Genomic DNA, 19,956 nt, shown 5'->3' on the forward strand with positions numbered 1-19,956 from the left:
GTGGCCCCTTCCGGTCAGGCGTCCGGCCCGGCGGCGCCCTGCCGGAAGCGGGCCGTCCGGTGCACCGGGTCCGTGTCGATCTTCGGGATCACGTGTTCGCCGATGAGGCGGATGGTGGTGAGGGTGTCCTCGGGCGAGACGCCGATCGGCAGGCCGAAGGAGAGCTGGTCGGCGCCGGCCTGTTCCCAGCGCTTGCACTGCCGGAAGACCTCGTCGGGGTCGCCGCAGATCATCAGTTCCTCGGCGATCAGCAGCTCGATGATCTCCTCGGTGTACGCGGGCAGCAGCTCGGGCCACTCGGGGATGCCCTCGGGGCGCGGGAAGGTGTCGTGGTAGCGGAACAGCAGCGACTGGAGGTAGTTGAGCCCGCCGCCGACCGCGATCTCCACGGCTTTCTGGTGGGTCTCGGCGCAGATGGCGGTGGAGGTCACCATGACGTTGTCGTTGACGTACGCGCCGACCGGCTCGGCCTCCTTCACGGCCGTCTTGTACGACTCGACGACCCACTCCATGTCGGCGACCTTCTGCACGCTGAAGCCCAGCACGCCCAGGCCCTTGCGCCCGGCCATCGCGTACGAGGACGGTGAGCCGGCGGCGTACCACATCGGCGGGTGCGCGGTCCCGTACGGCTTGGGCAGCACCTTGCGGGGCGGCAGCTGCCAGTGCTTGCCCTGGAAGCCCTGGTACTCGTCCTGGAGCCACATCTTCGGGAACTCGGCGATGGTCTCTTCCCACAGCTCCTTGGTGTGGTTCATGTCGGTCACGCCCGGCATGAACCCCAGGATCTCGTGGCTGCCCGCGCCGCGCCCGGTGCCGAACTCGAAGCGGCCCCCGGAGAGGTGGTCGAGCATGGCGGCCTTCTCGGCGACCTTGACCGGGTGGTTGACCGGGGCGAGCGGGTTGAAGATGCCGGAGCCGAGGTGGATGCGCTCGGTGGCGTGGGCGAGGTAGCCCAGGTAGACGTCGTTGGCGGAGAGGTGGGAGTACTCCTCCAGGAAGTGGTGCTCGGAGGCCCACGCGTACTTGAATCCGGACCGGTCGGCCTGGATGACGTACTCGGTCTCCTCCATCAGTGCGTGGTGCTCTGCCTCGGGGTCGACCGCCGTCCGCGCGGCGGGCACATATCCCTGTACGAACAGCCCGAATTCCACGGAGGTTCACCGTCCCTCGTCCGCCCTGGCGCGCTACCTGACGCCTCGTCAGATCGGCACCGACTCTCGCACCGGGTACGCGGGGCGTCAATACCTGACGAGCCGTCAGGCGAGCGGCCGGTGACAGGAACGGCTCAGCCGTCGAGGTGCGGGGCCACGCCGTCGGCGAACGCCGCCAGCTGGTCGGTCAGCTCCGTACGGCTCCGGCTGCGGAACCGGACCTGGATCTGGTCCACCCCCATCGCCCGGTACGCGCGCAGCGACTCCGCCAGCCGCTCGGGCGCCCCGGCGAGGGTGCGCCGCCCGACGTCCCACGCGGGCTCGCCGACGTACAGCGGTTCGGTGACGGCGCCGGTCTCGGCGGGCGTCCGGATGCCGGCCTCCTCGCGCAGCCGGCGCAGCTCGGCGAGGAGCGCCGGGAGCTGGTCGCGGCGGCCGCCCTGCGGCAGCCAGCCGTCCCCCCGTAGGGCCGCCCTGCGGACGGCGGCGGGCGACGAACCGCCCACCCAGAGCGGCGGGCGCGGCCGCTGTACGGGGCGCGGCGACTGCCCCAGCCCCTCGAAGGCGACCTCTTCGCCGCGGTAGGAGGGGAACTCCCGCGGCCCCAGGGCCGCCTTCAGCGCGTCGACCGCCTCGTCCAGCAGGGCACCGCGCCGCGTGAAATCCACGCCGAGGGCGTCGAACTCCTCCCGTACGTGCCCGGCGCCGACCCCGAGGACCAGCCGCCCGCCCGAGAGGTGGTCGAGCGTCGCGTACTGCTTGGCGCTGAGCAGCGGGTGTCTGAGGCCGACCAGGGCGATGTGGCTGAGCAGCCGTACGCGGGTGGTGACCGCCGCCAGGTGGGCGAGGGTGGCGACCGGGTCGTACCAGACCGTGCCCATGGCGGCGGCCAGGCGTCGCGGGATGCCGATGTGCTCGCAGCAGGCGATGTAGGCGAAGCCGTGGCGGTCGGCGGCCCGGGCGGTCTCGACGAGATCGGCGGGCCCGGCCGCGGCCTCCCACGGCTCCGCGTAGAGGGTGCTCCGGGACTGCACGGGGAGCTGGATGCCGTAGGACAGCCGCCCCTCGGGGAGGATCCGTACGCCGGTGCCGCTGTCCGGTGTGCCGTGCTCCGTGCCGCTGTCCACGTCCACCCCCGCGCTCCCGGCCGGCGGCCCGTCCTCGACGGCCTCGCGTCATGGTCCGGCCTGACGGGCCGTCAGGCAAGGGCTGCGGGGGTGCGGGCGTCAGGGCCGGAGGTGGGACGGCAGCGAGCAGGCCGCCGTGCCGCCGGGCATCCGGTGCCGGTTGTCGGCCACCAGCCGGTACACGGCGTGCGCGGCCTGGCGGAACGGCGGCAGGGTCAGCAGCGCGCCCGGGACCGCCCAGGCGCCCCGCGCGCTCATCAGCAGCTTGGCGACCGCCTGCGCGCCGCCGTGCACCGTCCCGGCCGGGGTGATCCACAGGACCTCGTGCTCGGCCCGCTCCTGGGTGACGCCGAGCGCCTCCAGGTCGGTGAACTGCCAGGCCGTGACGGTGCAGCGGGGGCGGATGCGGCGTTCGGCGAACCGCACGGAGGTGGTGCAGAAGCCGCAGTCTCCGTCGTAGACGAGTACGGGTCGTGTCCTCATGCCCCCATCATGCCGGGGCGTGATCGGACGGGCCGAGGCGCTCCCCCTCGCCCGCCGCCGCCCGCAGCAGCAGGTCGGCCAGCTCGCCGGGGCACGACAGCATGGGCCAGTGCCCGGTGTCGAGGTCGAAGAAGCCGTACCGGGGGTCGGCGAAGTCCGCGAAGAGCGGATCGCCGGACGCCACCAGGGCGCGGAGGGCCGCGGTGCTGGTGACGTTCTTCGTGCAGAAGATGCCCGTGGCGGGCAGCGCGGCCGTGGCGCCGGTCAGCCGGATCGGCTGGGTGAGGGTGGGCAGCGGCTGCGGCGCGGCGAGGCGGGCCAGCCGGTCCCGGTCCTCCGCCGAGATGCCGTCCAGGCTGCCCCAGATGTCGGTCTCCTCGAAGGCTGGGGGCGGCAGCCGCCAGCCGTCGCCGTGTTCCTGGGCACGGCGCCGCAGCCGGTCCCGTACGGCCGGGTCGGGCAGCGCGTCGAGGACGGCGGCGCCGTCCCGGGGCAGGCCCGCGTCCACGAACACCAGGCGCGCCAGGCGGTCCGGGTCGCGGTCGGCGGCGCCCAGCGCCGGGTAGGCGCCGTAGCAGTGGGCGACGAGCACCGTCTCCCCGGCCTCGCCCTCCTCCCCCGCGCCCTCGTGGTCCAGGACCTGCACCACGTCCTCGATGTGGGTGTTCAGGTCGGTGCCCGGGCCTGACAGGTGGCGGCGGTCCCCCATCCCGGTCAGGGTCACCGGTTGCGCCCGGTGTCCCGCCGCGCGCAGGTGGTCCGCCACCTCCCGCCAGATCCATCCTCCGGTGTACCCGCCCGACACCAGCACGAACGTCGTCATGTGTGTCACCTCCCAGACCTCCCATCGTGACCGCTCGGCTGCCGTACGGGGAGGTTTCCGGAGGTTCCGGGTGCACGAACGGCGTCATGCCGCGCGGGCGCGCGCCGGCGCTACACCCCCGCTCCCGCTCCGGCCCCCGCCCCGGCCCACAGCCCCTCCGGCGTCAGCCCGAGCAGTTCGATGGCGTTGCCGCGGACGATCCGCTCGACCACGTCGGGCGCCAGGTGTCCCATCTGTGCCTCGCCGACCTCCCGGGAGCGCGGCCAGGTGGAGTCGGAGTGCGGGTAGTCCGTCTCGTACAGGACGTTGCCGACGCCGATCGCGTCCAGGTTGCGCAGCCCGAAGGCGTCGTCGAAGAAGCAGCCGTACACATGGCCGGCGAAGAGTTCGGACGGCGGCCGCAGGACCTTGTCGGCGACGCCGCCCCAGCCGCGGTTCTCCTGCCAGACCACGTCCGCGCGTTCCAGGATGTACGGGATCCACCCGATCTGCCCCTCCGCGTACATGATCTTCAGGCCGGGGAAGCGGTCGAACGCCCCGCTCATCAGCCAGTCGACCATCGAGAAGCAGCAGTTGGCGAAGGTGATCGTGGAGCCGACGGCGGGCGGCGCGTCGGCGGAGGTGGACGGCATCCTGCTGGAGGAGCCGATGTGCATGGCGATGACGGTCGAGGTCTCCTCACAGGCGCGCAGGAAGGGATCCCAGTCGCCGGTGTGCACGCTGGGCAGGCCCAGATGTGGCGGAATCTCGCTGAAGCAGACCGCCCGTACGCCGCGTTCCGCGTTGCGGCGCACCTCCTGTGCGGCCAGTTCCGCGTCCCACAACGGGATGAGGCCGAGCGGTATGAGGCGTCCGCGCGCCTCCGGACCGCACCACTCCTCCACCATCCAGTCGTTGTACGCGCGCACGCCCAGCAGCCCCAGTTCGCGGTCCTTCGCCTCGGTGAAGGTCTGGCCGCAGAAGCGCGGGAACGTGGGGAAACACAGGGCCGACTGGACGTGGTTGAGGTCCATGTCGGCCAGCCGCTCCGGGACGCTGAAGGAGCCGGGGCGCATCTGCTCGTAGGTGATGCCCTCCAGCCTGATGTCGTCGCGGGCGCAGCCGACGGCGGTGTCCAGGCGGGTCAGCGGGCGGTGCAGGTCCTCGTAGACCCACCAGTCGGCGAGCGGTCCCGCGTCCCCCGGCCGGCCCATCTTCGGCGCGAATCTGCCGCCGACGAACGTCATCTCCGCCAGGGGTGCCCGGACGATTCGGGGGCCGATGTCCTGATATTTCATGGGGAGACGGTCCCGCCAGACATGGGGTGGCTCCACCGTGTGGTCGTCCACCGAGATTATCTTCGGAAAACTCTCCATGTTTTTACGGTAGCGCCGAACTGACGGCCCGTCAGCAAAGCTGTGACGCGAGGGAATGCATGCAGATGACACCGGTTTCCGCGCACACCGGGCAGCACGCGGCCGCACAGGCGGCTGAGCAGCGACGCTCGGGCCCGCGACCGCGCCCGGACCGCGCACGGGCAGCTGCACGCGCATCCGCACGGGCATCCGCACCCCCGCCCGGCCCGGCCCCCCACCCGCCGCACAGCCGAACACCAGCCCGAACACCAGGCGTGGAGAGTCGGTGCTGAGACCGGACCCCTACTGACGTAAGGGGCTACGACAAGGCAGACTGGCCGATGCGAACGAAGTGCACAGGGCAGGGGGACACCATGGACGACGGTCCGGGGCAGGGCCAGGAGCGGCTCCGCTTCACCGTGCTCGGTCCCGTACGGGCCTGGCGCGGCGCGACGCCACTGGCGGCCGGCTCCCCGCAGCAGCGTGCGCTGCTGGCCGCCCTTCTCCTGCGGGGCGGACGCACCGCCACCGCGTCCGAACTCGTCGACGCCCTCTGGGGCGAGGAACCACCGCACGCCGCCCTCGCGGCGCTGCGCACGTACGCCTCCCGCATCCGCAAAGCGCTCGGCGCGGACGCGGACACCCTGGTCAGCGAGTCCGGCGGCTACGCGCTGCGGCCCGTGGACAACCAGCCGCTCGACCTGGACATGGACCACGCCGAGCAGTACGCGGCCGAGGCCGAGAAGGCCAAGGCGTCCGGCGACCGCTGCCGCGCCCGGGACCTCCTGGACTCCGCGCTGGCCCTGTGGGACGGCGAACCGCTGGCCAACCTCGCCGGGCCCTACGCGGAGAACCAGCGCACCCGCCTGGAGGAGTGGCGCCTGTCCCTCATGGAGACGCGCCTGGAACTCGACCTGGAGCTGGGCTGCCACGCCGAGGCCGTCTCGGAGCTGACCGCGCTGACCGCCGCCCACCCGCTGCGGGAGCGGCTGCGAGAACTCCTCATGCTGGCGCTGTACCGCAGCGGCCGGCAGGCCGAGGCACTCGCCGTATACGCCGACACGCGGCGTCTGCTCGCCGATGAGCTGGGGGTGGACCCCTGCGCGTCGCTCTCCGACCTCCAGCAGCGCATCCTACGCGCGGACACCGAGCTGGACGCGCCCACCATGCCGCCCGGCGTCCAGGACCCCGGCGAGCCCGTCTTCGTCCGCCCGCAGCAACTTCCGGCCACGGTCGCCGACTTCACCGGCCGGGCCGCCTTCGTCACGGAACTGAGCGAGCAGCTCGCCACCGCCGAGGGCCGGGTGATGGCCGTCTCGGCGCTCACCGGCATCGGCGGCGTCGGCAAGACGACCCTCGCCGTGCACGTCGCGCACGCCGCCCACGCGCACTTCCCGGACGGCCAGCTGTACGTGGACCTCCAGGGCGCCGGACACTCCCCGTCCGACCCGGAAGCGGTGCTGGGCGCGTTCCTGCGCGCACTCGGCACCCCCGGTACGGCCATCCCCGACGGCATCGCGGAACGGGCCGCCCTCTACCGCTCGTCCCTGGCCGGCCGCCGGGTGCTGGTCCTGCTCGACAACGCCCGCGACGCCGCCCAGGTCCGCCCGCTGCTGCCCGGTACGGACGGCTGCGCGGCGCTGATCACCAGCCGCATCCGGATGATAGACCTGGCCGGCGCGCACCTGGTCGACCTGGACGTGATGAGCCCTGACGAAGCGTTCACCCTCTTCGCCCTCATCGTCGGCGAGGAGCGGGTCAACGCCGAGCGCGAGGCGTCCATGGACGTGGTCGGCGCCTGCGGTTTCCTGCCGCTGGCCATCCGGATCGCCGCGTCCCGGCTGGCGGCCCGCCGTACCTGGACCGTCTCCGTACTCGCCCGCAAGCTCGCCGACGAACGCCGCAGGCTGGACGAGCTGCGCGCCGGCGACCTCGCCGTGAACTCCACCTTCGAACTGGGCTACAAGCAGCTGGAGCCCCGCCAGGCGCGGGCCTTCCGCCTGCTGGGCCTGGCCGACGGCCCCGACATCTCGCTCGCCGCCGCGGCCGCGCTGCTCGACATGGAGACCGACGACGCCGAGGAACTCCTCGAAACGCTCGTCGACACCTCCCTCCTGGAGTCCGCGGCCCCCGGCCGCTACCGCTTCCACGACCTGGTACGCCTCTACGCCCGCGGCTGCGCCGAGCGCGACGAGCAGCCGCCGGAGGAGCGCGCGGCGGCCCTGTCCCGGCTGCTGGACTTCTACCTGGCCACCGCCACCCACATGTACGCGCTGGAGCGCCCCGGCGACCGCCTCGCCGACCACACCGAGACCCCGCACTACCCGGGCCTGACCTTCGCCGACCGCTCCGAGGCGCTCAGCTGGCTCTTCAACGAGACCCGCTGCCTGATCGCCTGCGCGCTGCAGAACACCGGCGAGAAGGTGCTGCGACGCGCCGTCGACCTGCTGCTCCTGACCCGGGACATGGCCGAGTCCGGCGCCAACAACCGCCAGTACGAGCAGGCCAACCTCGCCCTGCTGGCCGCCGCGCGCCGGGCCGGTGACCAGCACGCGGAAGGCCGGGCCCACTGGTCGCTGGCCCCCATCTACATCCAGTCCGGCCGGCTCAACGAGGCGGACGAGCACGCGAAGCTGGCCACCCTGCTGGGGCTCGCCGCCGGAGACTCCTTCTCCGCCTCCAACGGCCCCAACGACCGGGGCATCATCGCCAGCATCCAGCACCGCCACGAGGCGGCCGAGGGCTACCTGAACCAGGCCCTGCTGGCCTTCCGCGAGAACAACAACAAGCAGTCCGAGGCGAGCGCGCTGTGCAACCTCTCGCGCCTGCACCTGGACACCGGGCGCGTCGAGAGCGCCATCCAGCTCGCCGAGCAGGGCATCGCCGCCCTGCGGGAGGTCGGTGCCTCCCGCCGCCTCGGCAACGGGATGTACGCGCTCGGCATCGCGCTGACGCTGGCCGGCAGACTCGACGAGGCCACCCAGCAGCTGACCGAGGCGCTCGCCATCTTCCGCGACAGCCGGCAGCGGTTCTGGGAGGGCATGGCCTACCTGCGGCTGGCCGAGGTCGACCTCGCGGCGCACCGGCCGGCCAACGCGGCCAACTACGCCGAGCAGGCACTGTCCGCCCTGCGGGGGCTGGGCGGCGGCCGGTGGCGGGCCGACGCGCTGACGACCCTGGGGCACGCCCTGAACCAGATCGGGCACACCGGCCGGGCGAAGGTCTGCTGGCAGGAAGTCGTGTCCATCCACGAGCAGATGGGCCTGCCCGTGGACGGGGAGATACACCGTCTCACCGCCCCCGTCGCGCTGGTGTAAAAGCCGCCCGGACCGTGGGCTTCAGGCGTTTATCGATCGTTCATCGCGAGGGGCCAGTCTCTTCTTAACCGATCCGCCGCCTCGGGGGGCAAGCGGCTCGGTGACCAGGCCCCACCGTAAGGTGCCAGGCCGCGGTCCGCCCGTCCGGCGACCCACGGGGGAGTTGCCGGCCGGGTGGGCCGACAGCGCCCACACAACGGAGTTGATCACCGTGAGCTCTCAGAACCAGGCTCGAAAGGACGACGACAAGGACATCGTCAAGCCGATGGACAGCCACCGGCCCATCCAGCCGGAGGACAGCCACCGGCCGATTCAGCCGATGGACAGCCACCGGCCGATCCAGCCGATGGACAGCCACCGGCCGATCCAGCCCATGGACAGTCACCGGCCGATTCTGCCGGAGGACAGCCACCGGCCGATCCAGCCCATGGACAGCCACCGGCCCATCAAGCCCGAGGACAGCCACCGGCCCATCATCGACGGCCCGCTGGTCGCCGAGGACGCCCATGTGGTCGTGATGGACGAGGGCAGCGTGCCCGTCGCCGAGCCGAAGTAGCGCGACGCCCGTACGGGCGGGCCACGGGGGAAGCACGGCCCGCCCGTACGGCGAGCACCACCACACAGAGACCCACTGCGGTTTCGGCGGTCCGGGGGATCGGGGGATCCGGGGGGACCGCTGAATCCGGGGATCGGGGGATCCGGGGGGATCCGGGGGATCGCGGGGGCCGGTTTCGATGGCACTCAGGGGGGAGCCATCGAAGCCGGTCCCCGCGGCATATCCACAGCCATATTGATTTCTCCCCATTTTTACGGCTATTTCCAGCCGGGGGGATCGAACATCCGCCTCACCGTTAGCTAGCGTCACTCACCAGGGATTCCCCCACGGAGGAGTTGGAAATGAGCCGTATCAAGCGCACCCTCGTCACCCTCGCCCTGACCACCGCGGTGGCGGGCGCCGCGGCGGCCCCCGCCATGGCCGACAGCCACACGCCGGTCCGGGCGGCCGGCGTCGGCGCCCAGGACAACCACCGCCCGATACCGTCCGACCGCTCGGTGGCACCGGACAACCACCGGCCGGACGCCGGCGGTCTCGCACCGCAGGACAACCACCGGCCGTGACCCGCCGGCCCGTTCCGGGCCCGGGTACGCATGCCGCGGGGGCCGGTCCGGGTGAGGGGCCGGCCCCCGCGGCGTACCGCGCCGCCGCTACCCGAGCGATCCCATGTCCGCCGACAGCCAGCGCCGCGGCCGCATCCGGATGGTCACCGACGGACCGAACGTGGGCAGTACGTCCTTGAGGTACGCCGCCGCGGCCTCCGGAGGCAGGTAGCGCTCGGCCATCGCGCGCAGTTCCCCGTCCGTCGACGGCTCGGCCGAGACGACCTCGCCCTCGACCGACACATAGCGGACCGTCGGCGTGACCCGGTCCACCATCAGGGAGAACCGGCCCGCCGCCGTGATCAGCCGGTTCTTGCGCGAGTCCCGCTCGGTGGTGATCCACAGGTCACCGCCCGGCTCGTACGCGTACCAGATGGGCACGGTGAGCGGGGCGCGGTCCGCCTCGCCCGATGCCACCGACAGCGCCCCGATGTGCGGCTCGGCCAGGAATGCTGCGCGCTCTTCCGTACTCAACGGCATGGATCGTCTCCTCGCGTGCTCGTGCGGACAAGGCCACCAGCCCGCCCAACGTCGCCGCTCGCGGGAATGTTCCACCCGCACCCTGCCTGACGCCTCGTCACATCATGGCGGGTCTGGTACGTTCACGCCCCCGCTCCCCTAGGAGGCGCGACGTGTTCGAACCCGATCGTGTGCGTTCGCTGTGGGAACTGATGCAGTACCGGGCGGAGCTGTCCCCGCGGGCGCCGATGTTCCACGACGAGACCACCACCGGATCCGGCCGGTCCGTCAGCTTCGGCGAGGTACGGGACCGGGCCCTGCGGCTGGCGGCCGGCTTCCACGGGCTGGGGATCGGCGCCGGCACGCGCGTCCTGTGGCAGCTGCCCACCTGGCCCCTGACCGTCGCGGTGTCCCTCGCGCTGGCCCGCCTCGGAGCCGTACAGATACCCGTCCTGCACCTGCACCGGGAGCGCGAGGTCGGCTTCGCGCTCCGGCAGTCGGCCGCCACGTACGCGATCGTGCCGGGCGAGTGGCGCGGCCACGACTACGCGGCCATGCTGCGGAAGGCCGCGCCCGACGGCGTACGCGTGCTCTCCGTCGCCGACGGGCTGCCGGAAGCCCCGCCCGACGGCAGTGTGCCGGGTTTCGTACCGCCGGGCAGCACACCGACCTGGATCTACTACACCTCCGGCACCACCGCCGAGCCCAAGGGCGTCGAGCACACCGACGGCTCGCTCCTCGCGGGCGGCATCGGGCTGGCCACCGCGCTGGGCACGACGGACGCGGACACCGGCTCGGTCGCCTTCCCGTTCGCGCACGTCGCCGGGCCCGATTACGTCATCACGATGCTGCTCAGCGGCTTTCCGGCCGTACTGCTCGACGTGTTCGAGCCGGCCGCGGCGGTGGCCGCGTACCGGCGGCACCACGTGACGACGGCCGGTGGCAGCACCGCCTTCTACCAGGCGTTCCTCGACGAGGCCCGGCGACGGCGGGCACATGCCGGGCCGGGGCCGGCGGACCCGCTCATCCCCACCCTGCGGCTGCTGACCGGAGGCGGGGCACCGCTCCCGCCGGAGCTGTACCACGCGGCGCGCCGCGAGCTGGAGTGCGCGGTGGTGCACGGGTACGGGATGACGGAGTGTCCCATGATCACGATGGGCACGCCGTACGACACCGACGAACAGCTGGCGCACACCGTGGGGAAGCCGGTGACCGGGGCGCGTGTCCGGATCGCCCGTCCCGACGGCAGCGCGGCGGAGCCCGGCGAAGCGGGCGAGATCACGGTACGCGGGCCGATGGTCTGCCGCGGCTACACGGATCCGGCGCTGACGGCCGAGGTGTTCGACGCGGACGGTTACTTCCGCACCGGTGACCTGGGGCTGCTGCGTACGGACGGGCATCTCGTCATCACCGGGCGGCTCAAGGACATCATCATCAGGAAGGGCGAGAACATCTCCGCCCCGGAGATCGAGGAGCTGATCCGCGCCCACCCGGCGGTGGGCGAGGTGGCGGTGATCGGCCTGCCGGACCGGGAGCGCGGTGAACGGGTCTGCGCGGTGGTGACGCCGGCGGCAGCGGGTCCGGGGCCGGGGTCCGGGCCGGTGCCCGGGCCGGGCGCGGGGGCGCTGACGCTGGACGCGCTCACCGCCCACCTGCGCCGGGCCGGGCTGATGCCGCAGAAGCTGCCGGAGCAGCTGGAGGTGCTGGACGCGCTGCCGCGGGGCGGGCCCTTGGGCAAGGTGCTCAAGGGGGCGCTGCGGGAACGGTTCGGGGGCACTGAGCCGCCGGCCGGGGTCAGGTGAGGGGCTGGGGTCATGGAGGGGCCGGGGTCATGGAGGGGCCGGGGCCAGTGAGGGGCCTGGGTCAGGTGAGGGGGCCGGGCTGCGGCGCCGGCTCCGGAGCCGCGTCGGGGTCGGACGGCCGCGGGATCGGGTCCGGCCCCATGGGGTCGCTCGGTCCGGGCGGGGGCGGGCTCGGGTCGGGGTGGCCGGGGCCCGGCCGGGGGTCGTGCCCGGGCTGCGGGCCGGGGGTGGGGCCGGGCGGGTCGGGTACGGGGCCGCCGGGTTCCGGCCCGTCGGGGTACGGAGTGCTCATACTGCACGCCTTCCACGCGAGGCCCGCTTTCCAACCTGCTACGAGGAGGCCCGGAGTCCGTCTCCCAGCTCCCTCTTCACGATCTTCCCGCTCGCGTTGCGCGGCAGCGCCGCCACGAACGTGACCTCCCGCGGCACCTTGTAGTTCGCCATCTCCCTGCGCGCCCAGGCGATCAGCTCCGCCGCGGTGAGCGTGGAGCGCGGGCGGCGCACCGCGTACGCCTTGCCGACCTCGCCGAGCCGGGGATCGGGAACGCCGACGACGGCGACCTCGGCCACCTCCGGGTGGCGGGCCAGCAGGTGCTCGATCTCGGCGGGGTAGGCGTTGAAGCCGCCGACGATGAACATGTCCTTGAGGCGGTCGGTGATGCGCAGGTTGCCTTCGGCGTCCAGCACTCCGGCGTCGCCGGTGCGCAGCCACCCGTCCGGCGTCAGCACGTCCGCGGTGGCCTGCGGGTCTTCGTAGTACCCGGACATGACGTGGTAGCCGCGGACCTGGACCTCGCCCGCCGTGCCGGGCGGCACCGGCCGGCCGCCGGGGTCCGCGATCCGTACCGCGGTGCCCGGTATGGCGCGTCCGGAGGTGGCCGCGACGGTCGCGGGCGGGTCGTCGCGGCGGCACATCGTGACGATGCCGGAGCACTCCGAGAGGCCGTAGGCGGTCAGGACCGTGCCGACGCCCAGTTCGGTGCGGAGCCGTTCGACCAGTTCCAGCGGTACGACGGCGGCGCCGGTGACGACCAGGCGCAGCGAGCCCAGGTCGTACCGGGTCCGGTCGGGGTGGTCGAGGAGCTGCTGGTGGAGGGTGGGCGGGCCGGGCAGGACCGTGACGCGCTCGGCGGCGATGTGGGCGAGCGCCGTGGGGACGCCGAAGACCGGCTGCGGGATCATCGTCGCGCCGCGCAGCAGGCAGGCGATGATCCCGGCCTTGTAGCCGAAGGTGTGGAAGAAGGGGTTGACGATCAGGTAGCGGTCGCCGGGCGCGAGTCCGGCGAGTTCGCTCCAGACGGCGTACGCACGCAGGGTCTGGGCGTGGCTGATCACCGCGCCCTTGGGGCGGCCGGTGGTACCGGAGGTGAAGATGATGTCGGAGGGGTCCTCGGGGCGGATCGCGTCGGCCCGCGCGCGCACCGTGGCAGCGGGCACCGCCTCGCCCGCCGCCAGGAAGTCCTGCCAGGTGCGGAAGCCGTCGGGGGCGTCCGCCGACAGGACGACGGCCTGCTCCAGGTCCGGCAGGCCGGGCAGCGGTCCGCGGCCGGTGCCGTCCCGGGCCGCGCGGCGCAGCGAGGCCACGTAGGACGTGCCGAGGAACGTGCCGGTGACGAAGAGCAGGCGGGTGCGGGTGCGGCGCAGCACATCGGCCGCCTCGGCGCCCTTGAAGCGGGTGTTGACCGGCACCAGGACGGCGCCCGCGGTCACCGCGCCGAGCGCCGCGGTGATCCAGTCGGCGGTGTTGGGGGCCCAGACGGCCACCCGGTCACCGGGGCCGACGCCGGCGGCGACGCAGGCCGCCGCGGCCCGTCCGACCCGCTCCCCCAGCGCGGCGTACGTCAGGCGGTGGCGCCCTTCGGCGACCGCCTCGGCCGGGCCGTACCGCGCGGCGGCGGCGCGCACCAGGCGGGGAATCGTGCCGTGCTCCAGGTCGGCGCGGGGGTCGGTGGCGCCGGGCTCGTCCAGGTCACCGGGCATCGCACAACCTCCCGCGGGAAAGCCGACCGGATACAGGGAGCTGACTACCCGTCAGGTTAGCGGTAGCCTCCTCGGCTGTCAGCACGGACGTCCCCGGCCCCGGCCCGGACGCCCGCGCCGGCGGCACCGAGGTCCGTAAGGACGGCCGACCACGGAGGTGGCGATGGGCGCGACCCTCAAGGACGCGGCGGTGATAGCCGGGATAGGCCAGACGGCGTTCGCCAAGCGGCTGCCGGAGTCCGAGCGCGCGCTGGCGTGCCGGGCGATCGTCGCGGCCCTGGACGACGCGGGGATCGCCCCGGCCGAGGTGGACGCGTTCGCCTCGTACACCATGGAGGAGACCGACGAGGTGGAGGTCGCCAAGGCCATCGGCGCCGGGGACGTCACCTTCTTCGCCAAGGCCGGTTACGGTGGCGGCGGTTCGTGCGCGACCGTCGCGCACCTGGCGGCGGCGATCGCCACCGGGCAGGCGAGCGTGGGGGTCGCCTGGCGCTCGCGCAAGCGCGGTTCGGGGCCCCGCCCGTGGCGGAACACCGCTGTCCAACTGCCCACTCCGGCCCAATGGACCCGCCCCTTCGGTCTGCTGCGGCCCGCCGACGAGATCGGCATCCTCGCCCGGCGCTACATGCACGACTACGGCGCCACCCGCGACCACTTCTTCAACGTCGCCCTCGCCTGCCGCAACCGGGCCAACCAGAACCCGGCCGCGGTCATGTACGACCGGCCGCTGACCCGCGAGATGTACATGACCGCCCGCTGGATCAGCGAGCCGCTCTGCCTCTTCGACAACTGCCTGGAGACCGACGGCGCGCTGGCCTGCGTGGTCGTCGCCGCCGAACGCGCCCGCGACCTGCGCCACCGCCCGGTCTACGTCCACTCCGCCGCGCAGGGCCTGCCCGCCCAGCACCACGGCATGGTGAACTACTGGACCGACGACCCGCTCACCGGACCGGCCTGGACCGCCGCCCGGCAGCTGTGGAAGCAGGCCGACTTCGGCCCCGGGGACGTCGACGTGGCGCAGATCTACGACGCGTTCACCGCGTTGGTCCCGCTCTCCCTGGAGGGCTACGGCTTCTGCGGGCGCGGCGAGGGCGCGGCCTTCACCGAGGGCGGCGCCCTGGAGACCGGCGGCCGGCTCCCCCTCAACACCGCGGGCGGCGGGCTGAGCGAGGCGTACGTCCACGGCTTCAACCTCATCACCGAGGGCGTCCGGCAACTGCGCGGCACCAGCACCGCGCAGGTCCCGGACGCCGCCACCTGCCTGGTCACGGCCGGGGAGGGCGTCCCGACATCGGCGCTGCTGCTGAGGAGTTGAGTGCTCATGTCCACCAGCATGGGGCCGGCCACTGACAACGGATCCGGCGAAACCTTCCTGCTCCCCGTCCCCGACGACGACGGCGCCCCGTTCTGGGCGTACACCGCCCGCCACGAACTCCGCGTCCAGGCCTGCGCCGCCTGCGGCGAGCTGCGCTTCCCGCCCCGCCCGTGCTGCCCGCACTGCCAGTCCTTCGACGACCGCTGGCGGCGGATGTCCGGCCGGGGCCGCATCTGGTCGTACGTCGTGCCGCACCCACCGCTGCTGCCCGCCTACGCCGCGCAGGCCCCGTACAACGTCGTCGTGGTGGAGCTGGCCGACGCTCCGCGCATCCGCCTCGTCGGCAATCTGGTCACCGCCCCGGACGCCCCGCTGAACTCCGTCGACCCGGCCCGGATCCGGATCGGCGCCGCGGTGCGGGTGGCGTTCCACGAGCAGGCGCCGGGTGTCACCGTGCCGCGCTGGCTGCTGGAGCGGCCGTGACAGCGCCGTCCGCGCCTGCGGAGCCCCCGCCTCCGGTCCGCGTCGAGGCGACGCCGGACGGCGTCGCCCTGGTCACCCTCGACCGGCCCGGCCGCCACAACGCCGTCGACCTGGAGACGGCCGGCGCGCTCGCGGCCGTCTGGCGCCGGTTCCGCTCCGCCGACGACATCCGCGCGATCGTGCTGACCGGCGCCGGGCGGGCGGCGTTCTGCACCGGCATCGACCGCTCGGCGGACGTTCCGCAGCCGTCCTCCCCGTACTCGGCCGACGACCCGCTGCTCGGCATCGGCCCGAAGGCGAACGACCTGTGGAAGCCGGTCGTCGCGGCCGTCGAGGGGATGGCCTGCGGCGGGGCGTTCTACCTGCTGGGCGAGTGCGAGTTCCTGGTGGCCTCCGAGGAGGCCACGTTCTTCGACCCGCACACGACGTACGGGATGGTCAGCGCGTACGAGTCGGTGTTCATGGCGCAGCGGATGCCGTACGGCGAGATCGCGCGGCTGTCCCTGATGGGCACGGCGGAACGGCTCGGCGCCCGGCGCGCCTACGAGACGGGCCTGGTGTCGGAGCTGACGCCGCCGGGCGGCGCGGTGGCCGCGGCCCGGCGCGCCGCCGCCGTGCTCGCCGCCCAGCCGGCCGGCGCGGTGCAGGGCACCGTACGGGCCCTGTGGGCGTCCCGCCAGGCCGCGCTGGCACAGGCGGTCGCGCATGCCCCGCAGCTCATCGCGCTGGGCAGCCTGCCGCCGGAGCGGCAGGCGGAGCTCTTCGCGGGCCGCTCACGGGACTTCCGGGTCCGCTGACCCGAGGGGCCGCCCGGCGCCCGCAGGGCCCGGTGGGCGCCCCGGGCCGCCGGCGGACCCGTCACAGCTCCGACTTGCGCGCCCTGCGGATCTCGCAGGTGAACCACATCTCCTGCGTCGACCGGTTGGTGTAGTAGTACGTGGCCGTGTACGTCTCGGTCTGCCCAGGCCGGACGATGATGCTGCGCTGGTGCAGCCCGAACGCCGTGCCGTCGGCGGGCCGTGCCTTCATCCAGTTGACGGCCATCTCGTACTTGAAGGTCTTGCTCAGCGACGGGTTGGTCACCGAGACCGAGTATTCGAGGCGGCGGGCCGACTGGTCGTAGCGGCAGCTGCTGCCGCGCGCGTCCGTGCGGCCGTCCGGGTCGTACGTCTCCTGCGGCGTCGGCGACGGCGAGTAGGAGTACGACGGCTCGTACGACGGCGAGTAGCTGTAGCCGGTGGGCGGTGGCGGCGGCGGTGTCACCCGGCGGGCGTGCCCGCCGGGCAGCAGGGCACCGCAGCCGACCAGCCCGAGCGCGCAGGCGGCCACCGCAGCGGCCGCGACGGCCGCCCGGCCGGCCCGTCGTCCCTCGGTGGCCATCAGGACAGCGGGGTGCGCTGGACGTCGGTGACCGAGCAGCGGTACGTACCGGCGACGGCGGCGTCGGACGGCACGTACTGGATCACGTCGGTGGAGTCGGTGCGGCCCGGCATCACGTACGGGATGCTCGGGTGGCGGGTACCGAGGTCCTTGCCGCCCGGCGCGGTGAACTTCACCGTCAGCAGGTACGTGTACTTGGTGGTCGACGAGCTGTTGGTGGCGCTGACCGTGGTCTTCACGCTTCCGGCGCCGTTGTACTGGCAGCCGTTGATCTTGATGTCGCCCATCGCGCTGCGGCTGCTGCCGGAGCCGCCGGTGGTGTAGCCGGACGTGCTGCCGCTGGAGGTGCTGCCGCTCGTCGAGCTGCCACTGGTGGAGCTGCCGCTGCTGGTACCGCCGTCGTAGCCGCCGGTGCCGGCCTCGTAGCCGCCGCTGGTGCTGCTGCCGCTGCTGCTGGAGCCGCCCGTGCTGCTGCTGTGGCTGCTGCCGCAGCCGCCGCCGTGCGAGTGCCGGGCGCCGGTGAGCGCGACCAGGACCACCCCGGCCGCCGCGACCGCGCGGACATGACGGAACTTCATGATGTTGTGCCCCCGTTGACCCCGTTGGAAGAACCGCGCCGCACGCGGCAGCGCACCTCGTCCTTATCTTTTCTTGACGAGTGCACGGCAGACTAGCAACCTCTTTGCATTACCCAAAATCTCCTCCTGACCAGGTAAAACGCAGAGATCTGGCGCACCCCCGCAGTCGGGCGTAGCGTCTTTTACAGAGGGAAACGGGACGAATCAGCGACCTGAGAGGCGACGCCTGTGGTGCGCAACGTACTCGGATCCGTACTGGCCCTCGCCGGAGCGGCGGCCGCCGTCTGGAGCCCCTTCCGTGCCTGGTACGACGGCCGCCCCGGACGCGAGATCCGTATCGAGGACCTGTTCCGTGGCCTCACCGACGGGGAGGCCGAGCTGTTCGGCTCGGTGTTCCTGCCGATGGCCTTCGCCGCGCTGCTGACCCTGGTCGGCGTACTGCTGCGCTCCCGCCTGCTCGTCGCGGTGGCCGGCGCGGTGGTGCTCGGCTTCACCATCCTGTGGATGGTCCGCCAGGGCCAGGAGGCGGGCAGCCTGACCGTCGGCGAGAACGCGGACCGGGGCCTGGGCATCGGGGTGGCGTACGCCCTCGGCGGGGGCGCGCTGCTGTGGCTGGGGGCGCTGGTGATGAGCGGGCGCCGCGGCGTACGCACCGTCAGCCACGACGCGGAGCACGACGCTCCGTACGGCGGCCCCGCCTTCGTGAACACCGGCCCCGAGTGGGAGCCCGGACCGGTCCGCGGCGGGGACACCCCGCCGCAGGGCGTGCCCGCGTACGGCGCGCCGCCGCCCCAGGCACCGCACCAGCAGCCACCCGTACGGTGGCCGGGCGCCGGGCACCCGCCGCCGGAGTCGGGTCAGCCGGCCGCGGACGACCAGCCCACACGCGCGGTCCGGATGCCGCCGGCCTCGGACGACCCGGGACAGCCGCCGCCCCGGCCCGACGACGAGACGCGCCCCATGAGGACCACACCGCCTCCGGAGCGTTCGGAACCCCCGGAGCGGCCGGAGCAGAGCCCCCCGGAGCCCGCTGCCGAGGAGCGCCCGCGCTTCGACAAGGAGCCGTGACCCCCGTCACGACCGCCGCGCCAGCCCCGTCCCCTTCGCCGCGTCCAGCGCGTACACGCACCGGTCCTTGCTGCACGCGTAGACGACGCCCCCGACGGCCACCGGTGTGCCGGTGATCTCGCCGCCGGTGGCCAGCTTCCAGCGCAGCTGTCCGCCCATCGCGTCCAGGGTGTACAGGCAGTGGTCGGCGGAGCCGAAGTGCACCCGGCCGTCCGCCACGACGGGCGCGCCGATCACCTCGCCGCCCGCCTGGAAGCGCCAGCGCGGCGTGCCCGTGACGGCGTCGAGGGTGTAGAGCGCCTTGCCGCTGCCGAGGTGCACGGCGCCGTCCGCGACCAGCACCGGCTCGGTGGACTGCCGGGCCTCGGTCGCGATGCGCCAGCGGTCCCGGCCGTCGGCCGCGTCCAGGGCGTAGACCGTGCCCAGGTAGTCGGCGAGGTAGAGGCCGCCGCCGGTCACCGCGGGCCCCGGTGCGAACGCGGGGCGGCTGAGGAAGGCGGCGGGCGCCTCGAAGTGCCAGCGCACCTCGCCGCGGGCGATGTCGATCGCCAGCACCCGTGTCCCCGCGGTGACGTACACGGCACCGTCCGGCGCGGGCAGCAGCCGCACCGGCACGCCGCCGCAGGAGGCCGCGTCGCCGACCGGGTACGACCAGCGCTCCACGCCCGTACGGGCCTCCAGGGCCTTCAGCCGCCCGTCGGCCCAGACGAAGACCGTGCCCTCGTGCAGGACCGGTCCCAGGTCGGCGGTCTCGAAGTCGGTCTGTACGCCGCCGGTCTCCCACAGCCGTTCGCCGGTGGCGGCTTCCCAGGCCTGGACGCCGCCGCCGCGGGTGCCGGTGACGACGGTGCCCCGGTCGGCCTTGAGCGCGTAGATCCAGCCGTCGCTGCCCAGCCGCCAGCGCTCGGCGCCGTCGGCCGCGTCCAGCGCGTACAGGCTGGGCCCGTCGGAGGCGTGGATACGGCCGTCCGCGACGGCCATGCTCCAGGCCACGTCCCGGGTCTTGAACTGGCGCCGGCCGCTGGCCACGTCGAGGGCGTGCACCTCGAAGGAGGTGACGTACAGCAGGTCACCGGCGACCGTGGGCGTGCCCCACACATCGTTGGACATGCGAAAGCGCCAGGGGCGCCAGCGGGCCGGGGCCGCGCCCGCGGAAGCCCCGGCGGGGGCCTGCCCGGAGCCGTGCCCCGGGGCACCGCCCTGCTGCGGCAGGGGCGCGGCCGGCTCGCCTTCGTGCGAGCCGGGCGCGGGCGCGCCGGCGGGCGGCCGGACCCAGTCCGTCGCGGGCGCCTGGGCGCGCGGCGGCTGCGGCTGGCCGCCGTCCCCGGCGCGGGGGCCGGGGCCTATCGGTGCCGAGGTGCCGGCGAGGCGTACGGAGCCGTCGGGAATGTCGGCGTCCGGCAGCCGTGCCGCTGCGAGCGGGGCGGACGGGGCCTGCGGGGCCGCGGAGAGCGGCGGCGCGGCGGCCACCGGCCCGGCGGGCGCGGACTGCGGCGGC

General features: G+C 73.7%; 19 protein-coding genes. 8 read left to right on the forward strand and 11 right to left on the reverse strand.

Translation table 11 applies throughout. The features are described from left to right. Nucleotides 1-14: 14 nt before the first annotated feature. From AB0L45_RS25195 to AB0L45_RS25215, 5 genes are all read right to left on the reverse strand, one after another. A complete protein-coding gene (locus AB0L45_RS25195) occupies nucleotides 15-1,151 on the reverse strand; it encodes an LLM class flavin-dependent oxidoreductase (RefSeq protein ID WP_365843562.1) in 1,137 nt (378 codons plus the stop codon). A 134-nt stretch (nucleotides 1,152-1,285) separates the two neighbouring features. Next, nucleotides 1,286-2,227, reverse strand: coding sequence for a TIGR03619 family F420-dependent LLM class oxidoreductase (locus AB0L45_RS25200; RefSeq protein WP_365843631.1), 942 nt, complete (start codon nucleotides 2,225-2,227; stop codon nucleotides 1,286-1,288). 150 nt (nucleotides 2,228-2,377) lie between these two features. Next, nucleotides 2,378-2,761 (reverse strand): DUF393 domain-containing protein, encoded by a 384-nt coding sequence (locus tag AB0L45_RS25205; RefSeq protein ID WP_365843564.1) that lies wholly within the window; start codon nucleotides 2,759-2,761, stop codon nucleotides 2,378-2,380. Between the two features lie 7 nt (nucleotides 2,762-2,768). Continuing rightward, entirely contained in the window at nucleotides 2,769-3,584 is an 816-nt protein-coding gene (locus tag AB0L45_RS25210; protein WP_365843566.1) for an alpha/beta hydrolase, read from the reverse strand. Nucleotides 3,585-3,694: 110 nt separating this feature from the next. Continuing rightward, nucleotides 3,695-4,939 (reverse strand): amidohydrolase family protein, encoded by a 1,245-nt coding sequence (locus tag AB0L45_RS25215; protein WP_365843568.1) that lies wholly within the window; start codon nucleotides 4,937-4,939, stop codon nucleotides 3,695-3,697. A gap of 353 nt (nucleotides 4,940-5,292) precedes the next feature. Between AB0L45_RS25215 and AB0L45_RS25220 the strand changes: the two genes are divergently transcribed. The 3 genes from AB0L45_RS25220 to AB0L45_RS25230 all read left to right on the forward strand — a co-directional run bounded on the left by AB0L45_RS25220 (nucleotide 5,293) and on the right by AB0L45_RS25230 (nucleotide 9,354). Then, nucleotides 5,293-8,235 carry a BTAD domain-containing putative transcriptional regulator gene (locus AB0L45_RS25220; protein ID WP_365843570.1) on the forward strand — a complete coding sequence of 981 codons (2,943 nt, stop codon included), beginning with the start codon at nucleotides 5,293-5,295 and terminating at the stop codon, nucleotides 8,233-8,235. Between the two features lie 211 nt (nucleotides 8,236-8,446). Continuing rightward, on the forward strand, nucleotides 8,447-8,791 hold the full coding sequence (locus AB0L45_RS25225) for a laminin G (protein ID WP_365843572.1): 345 nt from the start codon (nucleotides 8,447-8,449) through the stop codon (nucleotides 8,789-8,791). Nucleotides 8,792-9,132: 341 nt separating this feature from the next. Continuing rightward, complete coding sequence (locus AB0L45_RS25230; protein WP_365843574.1) at nucleotides 9,133-9,354, forward strand: hypothetical protein; 222 nt, start codon at nucleotides 9,133-9,135, stop codon at nucleotides 9,352-9,354. Nucleotides 9,355-9,441: 87 nt separating this feature from the next. Here the strand turns inward: AB0L45_RS25230 and AB0L45_RS25235 are convergent, their stop codons facing one another. Then, nucleotides 9,442-9,873: a pyridoxamine 5'-phosphate oxidase family protein gene (locus AB0L45_RS25235; RefSeq protein ID WP_365843576.1), complete on the reverse strand. Its 432-nt coding sequence runs from the start codon at nucleotides 9,871-9,873 to the stop codon at nucleotides 9,442-9,444. Between the two features lie 152 nt (nucleotides 9,874-10,025). Between AB0L45_RS25235 and AB0L45_RS25240 the strand changes: the two genes are divergently transcribed. Next, nucleotides 10,026-11,654 (forward strand): AMP-binding protein, encoded by a 1,629-nt coding sequence (locus AB0L45_RS25240; RefSeq protein ID WP_365843578.1) that lies wholly within the window; start codon nucleotides 10,026-10,028, stop codon nucleotides 11,652-11,654. Between the two features lie 61 nt (nucleotides 11,655-11,715). Here AB0L45_RS25240 and AB0L45_RS25245 read toward each other — a convergent pair whose 3' ends face one another. Then, nucleotides 11,716-11,946, reverse strand: a complete 231-nt coding sequence (locus AB0L45_RS25245; protein WP_365843580.1) for a hypothetical protein — start codon at nucleotides 11,944-11,946, stop codon at nucleotides 11,716-11,718. Between the two features lie 38 nt (nucleotides 11,947-11,984). Then, nucleotides 11,985-13,634 carry a FadD3 family acyl-CoA ligase gene (locus AB0L45_RS25250; protein ID WP_365843582.1) on the reverse strand — a complete coding sequence of 550 codons (1,650 nt, stop codon included), beginning with the start codon at nucleotides 13,632-13,634 and terminating at the stop codon, nucleotides 11,985-11,987. A gap of 163 nt (nucleotides 13,635-13,797) precedes the next feature. On the opposite strand from AB0L45_RS25250, the gene AB0L45_RS25255 reads away from it, so the two are divergent. Genes AB0L45_RS25255 through AB0L45_RS25265 form a run of 3 tightly spaced genes read left to right on the forward strand, consistent with a single transcriptional unit; the run spans nucleotide 13,798 to nucleotide 16,229 of the window. Continuing rightward, a complete protein-coding gene (locus AB0L45_RS25255; RefSeq protein WP_365843584.1) occupies nucleotides 13,798-14,949 on the forward strand; it encodes a lipid-transfer protein in 1,152 nt (383 codons plus the stop codon). Nucleotides 14,950-14,955: 6 nt separating this feature from the next. Continuing rightward, nucleotides 14,956-15,432, forward strand: coding sequence for an OB-fold domain-containing protein (locus tag AB0L45_RS25260; RefSeq protein WP_365843586.1), 477 nt, complete (start codon nucleotides 14,956-14,958; stop codon nucleotides 15,430-15,432). Next, on the forward strand, nucleotides 15,429-16,229 hold the full coding sequence (locus tag AB0L45_RS25265) for an enoyl-CoA hydratase/isomerase family protein (RefSeq protein WP_365843588.1): 801 nt from the start codon (nucleotides 15,429-15,431) through the stop codon (nucleotides 16,227-16,229). Before AB0L45_RS25260 ends, AB0L45_RS25265 begins: the two co-directional genes overlap by 4 nt. A 61-nt stretch (nucleotides 16,230-16,290) precedes the next feature. Here AB0L45_RS25265 and AB0L45_RS25270 read toward each other — a convergent pair whose 3' ends face one another. Together AB0L45_RS25270 and AB0L45_RS25275 are read right to left on the reverse strand one after the other, a co-directional pair. Beyond that, a complete protein-coding gene (locus AB0L45_RS25270) occupies nucleotides 16,291-16,812 on the reverse strand; it encodes a hypothetical protein (RefSeq protein WP_365843590.1) in 522 nt (173 codons plus the stop codon). After that, nucleotides 16,812-17,390, reverse strand: a complete 579-nt coding sequence (locus tag AB0L45_RS25275; RefSeq protein ID WP_365843592.1) for a hypothetical protein — start codon at nucleotides 17,388-17,390, stop codon at nucleotides 16,812-16,814. The genes AB0L45_RS25270 and AB0L45_RS25275 overlap by 1 nt, the downstream gene beginning before the upstream one ends. 228 nt (nucleotides 17,391-17,618) lie before the next feature. On the opposite strand from AB0L45_RS25275, the gene AB0L45_RS25280 reads away from it, so the two are divergent. Continuing rightward, nucleotides 17,619-18,458 (forward strand): hypothetical protein, encoded by an 840-nt coding sequence (locus tag AB0L45_RS25280; RefSeq protein WP_365843594.1) that lies wholly within the window; start codon nucleotides 17,619-17,621, stop codon nucleotides 18,456-18,458. 6 nt (nucleotides 18,459-18,464) lie between these two features. Here the strand turns inward: AB0L45_RS25280 and AB0L45_RS25285 are convergent. Continuing rightward, nucleotides 18,465-19,956, reverse strand: a 1,492-nt coding sequence (locus AB0L45_RS25285; RefSeq protein ID WP_365843596.1) for a PQQ-binding-like beta-propeller repeat protein, incomplete at its 5' end; no start/stop codon positions are given.

Origin of the sequence: Streptomyces sp. NPDC052496 (assembly GCF_040679095.1) — a bacterium.
Taxonomy (GTDB): Bacteria; Actinomycetota; Actinomycetes; order Streptomycetales; family Streptomycetaceae; genus Streptomyces.